6 protein-coding genes and 4 pseudogenes are annotated in these 6,712 nt (G+C 70.4%); 5 read left to right on the top strand and 5 right to left on the bottom strand.

What is annotated here, in order from left to right; genetic code table 11:
* Positions 1-96: 96 nt before the first annotated feature.
* A pseudogene (locus tag ACZ58V_RS39090) lies at positions 97-346 on the bottom strand (GntR family transcriptional regulator); the annotation flags it as partial.
* 151 nt (positions 347-497) lie between these two features.
* Between ACZ58V_RS39090 and ACZ58V_RS39085 the strand changes: the two are divergent.
* Both ACZ58V_RS39085 and ACZ58V_RS39080 read left to right on the top strand, forming a co-directional pair.
* Positions 498-1,019: a DUF4232 domain-containing protein gene (locus tag ACZ58V_RS39085; protein WP_468192249.1), complete on the top strand. Its 522-nt coding sequence runs from the start codon at positions 498-500 to the stop codon at positions 1,017-1,019.
* An 81-nt stretch (positions 1,020-1,100) separates the two neighbouring features.
* Positions 1,101-1,475, top strand: coding sequence for a DUF2255 family protein (locus tag ACZ58V_RS39080; RefSeq protein WP_471296010.1), 375 nt, complete (start codon positions 1,101-1,103; stop codon positions 1,473-1,475).
* A 45-nt stretch (positions 1,476-1,520) separates the two neighbouring features.
* On the opposite strand, the pseudogene ACZ58V_RS39075 reads toward ACZ58V_RS39080, so the two are convergent.
* Positions 1,521-1,985 (bottom strand): annotated as a pseudogene (locus tag ACZ58V_RS39075) (helix-turn-helix transcriptional regulator); the annotation flags it as partial.
* Positions 1,986-2,348: 363 nt separating this feature from the next.
* Here ACZ58V_RS39075 and ACZ58V_RS39070 point away from each other — a divergent pair.
* Both ACZ58V_RS39070 and ACZ58V_RS39065 read left to right on the top strand, forming a co-directional pair.
* The gene (locus ACZ58V_RS39070; protein WP_468192254.1) at positions 2,349-2,570 is read left to right on the top strand and encodes a hypothetical protein; all 222 of its coding nucleotides are present in this window, start codon (positions 2,349-2,351) and stop codon (positions 2,568-2,570) included.
* Between the two features lie 405 nt (positions 2,571-2,975).
* On the top strand, positions 2,976-3,467 hold the full coding sequence (locus ACZ58V_RS39065; protein ID WP_471296007.1) for a CinA family protein: 492 nt from the start codon (positions 2,976-2,978) through the stop codon (positions 3,465-3,467).
* A 435-nt stretch (positions 3,468-3,902) separates the two neighbouring features.
* On the opposite strand, the pseudogene ACZ58V_RS39060 reads toward ACZ58V_RS39065, so the two are convergent.
* A pseudogene (locus ACZ58V_RS39060) lies at positions 3,903-4,705 on the bottom strand (histidine kinase); the annotation flags it as partial.
* Between the two features lie 2 nt (positions 4,706-4,707).
* Positions 4,708-5,062, bottom strand: a pseudogene (locus tag ACZ58V_RS39055) (winged helix-turn-helix domain-containing protein); the annotation flags it as partial.
* A 193-nt stretch (positions 5,063-5,255) separates the two neighbouring features.
* Here ACZ58V_RS39055 and ACZ58V_RS39050 point away from each other — a divergent pair.
* On the top strand, positions 5,256-5,651 hold the full coding sequence (locus ACZ58V_RS39050) for a TOBE domain-containing protein (RefSeq protein WP_468192257.1): 396 nt from the start codon (positions 5,256-5,258) through the stop codon (positions 5,649-5,651).
* A 245-nt stretch (positions 5,652-5,896) separates the two neighbouring features.
* Here ACZ58V_RS39050 and ACZ58V_RS39045 read toward each other — a convergent pair whose 3' ends face one another.
* Positions 5,897-6,694: an alpha/beta fold hydrolase gene (locus tag ACZ58V_RS39045; RefSeq protein ID WP_471296004.1), complete on the bottom strand. Its 798-nt coding sequence runs from the start codon at positions 6,692-6,694 to the stop codon at positions 5,897-5,899.
* Positions 6,695-6,712: the final 18 nt, after the last annotated feature.

The raw sequence follows: 6,712 nt of genomic DNA, 5'->3' as shown, positions 1-6,712 counted from the left end.
TACGCCCCCGCCCCCTTTTTCCTCAGAAGGGCGGGGGGTGTTCTCTTGGGACACCAGCACACCCCCTTCCTCCGGGGGGGGGGGGGGGGGGGGGGGGGGGGACACCCCCCCCCCCCCCCCCCCGCGGCGCAGCTCGATCAGCCCTTCGTCGCGCAGCCGTTGGTAGCCGCGGAGCACGGTGTGGAGATTGACCCCGAGTGATTCCGCGAGGGCGCGGGCCGACGGCAGCCGCTCCCCCCGGGGCCACCTCGCCGTCGGCGATGGCCCGCCGTACCCGCGCGGCGATCTGGTCGCCGAGGGGGACGGCCGCCGCGTGGGCTCTCCCCGTCCCAGCACACCGTTCCAGGCGGTCAGCGTCTTTGCTGGTCAGCCCTCGTTCCAGCGTTCCGGCGTCCCATCATCACCGCCGCTTGTGGCGGGCGGGACGGATCGCGGAACAAGCTGCGGTCGTCCCAGCGACCCGCTGGACGACCCACCTCTGCACGATGGAGATCTCGATGCGTTCCCGCTTTGCCGCCCGCCCCGCCCGTCTCGCCCTGGCCGCCGTCGCGGCGGTCGCCCTCACTGCCACCGCGACCGCGACCGCGACCGCCGACAGCAAAGGCAGCGCGGCGCGGGCCTGCGTGACCAAGGACCTGACCTTCAAGCTCACCACGGAGACGCAGGCGGGTGGTTATTACCTCCTCACCGCCAAGGCCAAGTCGGGCGTCACCTGCTACCTGAAGGGTGTCTTCCCCTCCGCGTCCTTCGGCTCGGCCGCCGACACCGAGGTGGGACCGGCCGAGCACGCGGTCAGCGAGAACGTCGTCCTCTCCGGCTCCACCCGGGCCTATGCAGGCATCAACCCCAAGACCACCAACAACGACTACGGCAAGGAGTTCGACCGGATCCACCTGTCCATCGCGGGCGACGAGGCCAACTCCATCAGCCTGGACCTCCCCGACACCGCCCTGGTCGACAGGCCCGTCGCCACCAACTGGCACGCCGACCCGGCCGACGCCGTCCCCTTCTCCGGCTGACGGACACACGGATACAGCGCACACCCGTCCAGGTGATGACCACCGACGCGTACGCGGTGCCCGCGCGGCGAAAGTCGGTCCATGGACACTGTCATGGACCGTACGGAGATCGTCTTGTGGGTACGGCACGCGAACGGCCGGTGGTCGTCCAGAACGGTCTGGATGGTGGTGCTCGACGGGAAGGCGTACGTCCGCTCGGCTTTCGGGAGGCGCGGCGCCTGGTACCGCCGGGTACTGCGGCACGCGGACACGGAGGTGGAGGCGGCCGGGGTCGGACTGCCGGTCGCCCTCCAGCCTCTGGACGATCCCGAACTCGTCCAGAGGGTCTCCGGTGCCTACCGGGCCAAGTACGGACTGAGTCGGCCCGGCCCCGTGGAGTCCAGGAACGGGCCCGAGGCCGCGTCCACCACCATGCGGCCAACGACGGCCGGGCAGGTCCCGCAGTTGCCTGCGTGAAGTGAGCGCGAGCTTGCGGAAGATGTTGCGCAGATGCGCGTCGACCGCCCGCGGGCTGAGGAACCGCTTCGCCGCCACCTCCTTGGAGGTGGCGGCGTCGGCGACCAGGCGTGCGATGTGCACCTCCTGCGTCGTCAGCTGGTCCAAAGCCGTCGACGTGCGGCTGCGGGCCTGCTCGCCCGTGGCGCGCAACCCACCGGCGGCGCGCTCGGCGAACGCCTCCCTACCGAGGTCGGACAGCGCCTCGTGCGCCGGCCGCGGCGCGGACCGGGCATCACGCCGTCGGCCCTGGCGGCGCAGCCACTCCCCGTACAGCAGCTGTGCCCGGGCCGGGTAGACGACCAGCGCGCTGTCGTCGAGCAGACCGATCGCCTCCTGGTAGGCGGACTCGTCCTCGGTCACCAGGGCCCGCGCACAGGCCTCGACGCCCAGACCCCAGGCCTGCCGGCCCGCCGGGTTCCGGTTCACCCGGAGGCAAGGCGACCTTCCCCGCAGGGTGCCGGCCGGCATCCACGGCCACTGGATCCCGGACGCGGAGTTGCCCGCCTGACCGGTGCCGGCCAGCTCAGGGGCCCGGCCCGTCGCCTCGCCGATACCCCGGGCTCCCGCGCCGGTCCCGCACGTCCAAGGCCACTGGACCCCCGCCGTCGGACTCCCCCGCGGCGACCCGGCCCCCGACCCCGAGGAACCGCCATGACCTACCCCACGACCATCGACGAGAACGCCCCCGTCATCGCCGACCACACCACCCGGGGCAACCTCGCCGCCGCGCTGGACGCTCGCTGAACAACTGGCTCAACGCCCTGCGGAAGGCGGCCGAGTAGCGCCGTTTTGGCCTAGTTACGCATGCGCCGCCTGATCGTTCAGCAGTGCATGACCAACACGCGACGCACCCTCGCCGCCCTGGCTCTCGCGGGGGCCGCCCTGACCACCACCGGCACAGCTCACGCAGCCGACCCCGGCGACAAGGGCGGCGACCAGGCCAGCAGCACCACCATGAGCACGAGCGGAAACAACCTCCTCCACAGAACCACCAACGCGCTCAGCCCGCTCACCAGCCTCCTCCCGGTGAATGTCAACGACCTCGGCCACTAGACGAACGTCTCGGCCGTAACTCCGGGCCCCGGGGATCTCATGGCGCTTCCCGGGGCCGTCCCATGGGGTGTACGGCAACCGCCACGCCGTGACGGCCTGCAGGCCTTCCTCGTGTTCAGCGCTGTTTTCCTGGGGATTCTCGGGATCTCGCTGTTCTTGGTGCCCTGCGCGAAAGCGCGCGCTTCCGGCTGGTGATGCCGAAGGACCTGGTATCGAGTTCCTACGTCGAGGCCGGATACGCTTTGGCGCTCTGCATACCGTCCGTCTACTACCACGAGTGACATCCGTCTGCCGTTCATGCTCCGCCAAGCCGCGCAGTACAGCCCGGACTTCCCACGCTGCAAGGATTCAATGAGCACTCGCGGCGACGGGCACCCCGGCGCAGCCCGCAACGGAGGAGTCTTTGTGACACTGCAGGACATCGCGGCACGGCTCGGTTCGCTGCTCCGCGCCGGCGGTCTGTCCGTCAGCACGGCGGAATCCCTCACCGGCGGCATGCTCGGCGCGACGATCACCGGCACCCCCGGCGCATCGGACTACTACCGCGGGGGCGCGATCACCTACGCGACGGACTCCAAGGCGACGGTCCTCTCCGTCACCGAGGCGACCCTCGCCTCCGACGGCCCCGTGAGTCCTGCGACCGCCGAACAAATGGCACGCGGTGTACGGGAGTTGTTCGGGAGTTCCCTCGGCGTCTCGACAACCGGCGTGGCCGGCCCGACCGGCCAGGACGGCAAGCCCGTAGGACTCGTCTACATCGGCGTCTCCGACACGGAGCGCACGGTCAGCCACGAGTTCAGAAGCAGCGGCACGACGCGCGACGAGGTACGCCGCCAGTCCGTGGAACGGGCACTGAGCCTGCTCGTCGACCATCTCGACCGGCCGGAGAAGAGCTGACGGAGCCGAGCACGGAGCAGCGCGGCGACGACGCTGCTGCCGGCCGGCGGCTTGGTGGCAACCGTCCTCGATGCGACGCGGATCGCGCTTCGCCGCTCCGGCCCGGCCCGGCGATCCTGGCCTCCACCGCCACTTCTGGATCACCTGGCTCACCGAGGAATCCCCCCTCGATGGGTGGCCCTGCAACGCGACCTGGGGATTCTGGTGTTCGCCACCCATCCGGACCACGCGATCACCCTGTTCCACGACCAGGCCCAGATGCTCGCCGACCCGGCACTACGGCGGCTCTTCCTCGACTGCGACCAGGCGTACGACCTCACCGCCGACGATCCCCGGATCGCCGACCTCGCCCGCCGAATCGTCGAGGCGACCCGGAATCGCTACGGGCCGGACGATCTGCCCGAGTTGGACGCGGCCTCCGAGATCCCCGCCCTCGTAGGTGCCGCCGAGGTCCTCGACCACCGTGCGCTGGACGGCCAGTTCCTTCGGGGAGGCGGCGGTGAGACCGTCACTGCGGGAGATGTAGACGGCCATGACCTCGCCGCCGGCGCCCTTCTCGGCGAGCCGCGCGGCACGCCGGATCAGGGTGCGTCCCTCGGGGCCTCCGGTCAGGCCGACCACGATGCGCTCGCGCGATCCCCAGATGGCCGAGACCTTGTGCTCGCTGCGGTACTCGGTGAGATACGCGTCGACCCGGTCGGCCACCCACAGCAGCGCCCGTTCGCGCAGGGCGGTGAGGTTGCCCGGCCGGAAGTAGTTGGAGAGGGCCGCGTCGACCTTGTCCGGCTTGTAGATGTCGCCGTGCGCCATCCGCCGCCGCAGCGCCTCGGGCGACATGCCGACCAGCTCGATCTGGTCGGCCCGGCGGACCGCTTCGTCGGGCACGGTCTCCTGCTGCCGCACCCCGGTGATCGACTCCACGACGTCGCCGAGCGACTCGAGATGCTGGATGTTGACGGTGGCCACCATCGCCACCTGGGGGCGGCGGGCCAGGACGGCGTCGATGTCCATCTCGGTGAAGGTGGTGCCCCGGTACTCCAGCTCCCTGCGCGGAACCACCTCCAGGCCGTGCAGCATCACCTCGGTGCGCGGCCGGCCGTGGTGCTCCACGAACGCGATCACGCAGTCGGTGCCCCGCTCGATGCGCCGGTGCGCTGGTGCGTCTCGGAGAGCATCGCGTACGTCTTGCCGACGCCCGGTGCCGCACCGAGGTAGATCCGAAGCTTGCCGCGTGCCATGTTCACCCTTCGAAGCGGTAGCCCATCCCGGGCTCGGTGATCAGATGGCGGGGGGTGGGAGGGGCCCGTCTCCAACTTGCGGCGCAGCTGGGCCATGTAGACACGCAGGTCGCTGGTCTTGCCGCTCTGCGAGACGCTCCAGACCTCCAGCAGGAGGTGCTTCTGCGTGATCAGCCGGCCCGGATCGACGACCAGGATCTCCAGCAGATGCCACTCGGTCGGAGTGAGCCGTACGTCCCGCCCGTCCCGGACGGCCTTCTTGGCCAGCAGGTCGATGCTGAAGTCCGCCGTCTCGACGAGCGTCGTCTCAGGGACGAGCGGCGCGTCCTCGGTACGGCGGACGGCGGCCCGCAGCCGGGGCGGGCTCCGTTTCGAGGGGTCAGAGGAGCCGGAAGCGGAGTCGGCACGCGGCGGGGAGGCTGCAGCCAGGCCGGAGGGCTGTCCGGCCCTCGCCCGGGTGCGTTCCCCACACGAGCGTCGGGGGCCAGACGCGGAAGACCGTCGGCGCATGAGGAAGGGCCGCCCCGCAGATGGGCCTATCTTGGCCCGCATGCAGTCATACACGATCGGCCAGGCAGCCCGGCTGCTCGGCGTGAGCCCGGACACCGCGCGACGGTGGGCGGACGCGGGGCGAATGGCGACCCATCGCGACGAGGGCGGGAAGCGGCTCATCGACGGGAAGGACCTGGCCGCGTTCTCCGTGGAGCTGGCCAAGGGCGGGAACGGTGAGGAGGACGCCTCCTACACCTCGGTGCGCAACGCCTTCCCCGGCATCGTCACCGCGATCAAGCTCGGCGACGTGGCAGCCCAGGTGGAGATCCAGGCAGGACCGCACCGCCTGGTGTCTCTGCTGACGCGGGAGGCCGTGGAGGAACTGGGCCTGGAGGTCGGTATGGAGGCCACCGCCCGGGTCAAGTCGACGAACGTGCACATCGACCGCGTCTGAGCGAGTAGGAGTGGGCACCGGTTCCGGCCAGCCCGCCACCGTCGGCGATGAGGTACTCGTCGCGAATCGGGCGACCCGCGAACCAGGACTCCAGGATCTCCCGGGTGCCCGCCGCGTACCCGAACAGGCCCTCGGCCTCCGGGTGTTTCGGTGTGCCGACGTACAGCATCGGGCACGCCGCGCGCCTGCTGGGAGTGAGTCCAGAGACCGTTCGGCGGAGAGCGGTACGTCGGCACGGGTTCCTGTCAGACGGCGGCGAGGTTGTCGAGCAGGTGCCCAAGCTCTACCGGCGCCTGGACGTGGGCCAGGTGGCCCTGGCCTGGGAGTTCGTGGACTCCGGCGTGAGCGACGTGCTGCCGCACGTTGTCGAAGGAGGTTCCGTAGGGGGCTGTTCCGCGATTGCACTGGCCGATGATCAGGTCGACCTGGTCTGCCAGTCGCGCCATCACCTCCGGAGGCGGCGCCGCGTTGAGCGCGTCGAGTTCGGCGTACAGCGGTCCGCTCAAGCGACGCAAGACCGCCCAACCCTCATGATCGGCCCGAAGATCCTCGACGTGTGCGGCGGAGAAGCCGGAGATCCGCCGATTGACGATCTCGACGCAGCGATCCCAGTCCGCCGTCTCCTCTGCGCTCTTCAGGTCCGGCAGCGCATGGCGTCCGAAGGGCCGCATCACCGGCTCATAGGCGATCAGCTGGGGAATCCGGCGATCGTTGGCGGCCAGCAAGGCGATCAAGCCGCCGTAGCTCCAGCCGAAGAGCGCCCTCGTGCTGTCGAACTCGTCGAGGACCACGCCGAGGTCCTCGACCTCTGTCCGCAGCGCGTACGAGTCGGTCAACGGCCCCGCGGAAGCGCGGCCCCGGCGGTTTACGACCACCACTGAGGGCCAGGCGTGGATGGTGCCCACAACGCGGCGCCACGTGTGCGCATCGCTCATCACGCCCGGGACGACGACGAGGCCCGGAGCATCCGGCTCCCCGTACACATCGACCGTGACCCAGCTGTCCCCGCCGACCGCCAGCTTCTTCTGAATCGTTCGCTCCATAATTTCATTATGGAGCGA

The organism is Streptomyces sp. NPDC040589 (assembly GCF_055594445.1).
The sequence above is the reverse complement of the archived record's forward strand: the minus strand, read 5'-3'. Positions and strand labels throughout refer to the sequence as shown.